The organism is Wohlfahrtiimonas larvae, from assembly GCF_002006755.1.
GTDB lineage: Bacteria > Pseudomonadota > Gammaproteobacteria > Cardiobacteriales > Wohlfahrtiimonadaceae > Wohlfahrtiimonas > Wohlfahrtiimonas larvae.
The window spans coordinates 1-1,144 of record NZ_MVDO01000188.1; the positions used below are offsets into that span (position 1 = coordinate 1).

The window sequence follows — 1,144 nt, forward strand, 5'->3', positions numbered from 1 at the left end:
CAACTCGCCATAATCCAGAATTCACAATGGTTGAATGGTATTGGGCATATGCTGACTATAAAGATATGATGGATTTCACTGATGAGCTCATGGCAACTTTAGCAAAAGAAGTTGTGGGTTCAACAAGTGTGCCTTATCAAGGTTTGACTTTAGACTTTAGTAAGCCAGCAGTTCGTATGACGGTTCAAGAATCGATTGTTCATCATTACCCAGAAGCTAAAAACTTTGATTTAGATATACGTGAAGGTGTTGCAGCTTTGGCTGATTCCATTCACATTAAATACAAAGATTCTGATGGTTGGGGTAAAATCTTGATGGAAGTGTTTGATGAAAAGGTTGAAGAGAATTTAATGCAACCAACATTCATCACAGCATACCCTTCAGAGGTTTCACCATTGGCACGTAAGAATGATGAGAACCCAATGATTACAGATCGCTTTGAGTATTTCATTGGCGGTCGTGAAGTAGGTAATGGTTATTCAGAGTTGAATGATGCTGAAGATCAATATCAGCGTTTCATGGCTCAAGTGGCTGAGAAAGATTCTGGTGATGATGAAGCAATGCACTTGGATAAAGATTTTATTACGGCGTTAGAATATGGTTTACCACCAACAGCAGGTGAGGGTATCGGGATCGACCGATTAGTGATGATTTTTGCGGATGCAGCATCTATCCGAGACGTGTTATTATTCCCACACATGCGAAATAAAGCAGAATAATTCAAGAAAAGCTTTAGTGAAAACTAAAGCTTTTTTTTTCAGGTATTGTTTATAATAGGGAAATTAGCTTAATTTTTTAAAAACTCATGCAATATAAATCTTGCTACTCGTATAGAGTAGTGAGGTTTGTGATGATATTCGGTTGCATGGGCTATAAGATTAAAATTTTTTAAAAGGGTAAATTATGGCAAATTCAGTTAAAGTCATCATTGGTGCAATGGATGAAGAGGTGAGCGCATTGGTTGCTCGCATGGCATTGGTTGTTAAAGGTATCGTGGATGGCGTAGAGATTCATCAAGGGCAGCTGGGCGGACAGAATATTGTAGTAGCAAAATCTGGCATTGGCAAAGCAAATGCAGCGTACACTGCGGCGATTTTGTTGAAAGAATTTAAGCCAACCGAAGTGATTAATATTGGTAGCGCTG

General features: G+C 38.7%; 2 protein-coding genes. Both read left to right on the forward strand.

All coding sequences use genetic code 11. The features are described 5' to 3' along the window. A partial coding sequence (locus tag BZK14_RS10220; RefSeq protein WP_342742241.1) for an amino acid--tRNA ligase-related protein occupies positions 1 to 719 on the forward strand: 719 nt, incomplete at its 5' end. Positions 720 to 903: 184 nt separating this feature from the next. After that, positions 904 to 1,144: phosphorylase family protein (locus BZK14_RS10225; RefSeq protein ID WP_143691444.1), on the forward strand; the 241-nt coding region annotated here is incomplete at its 3' end.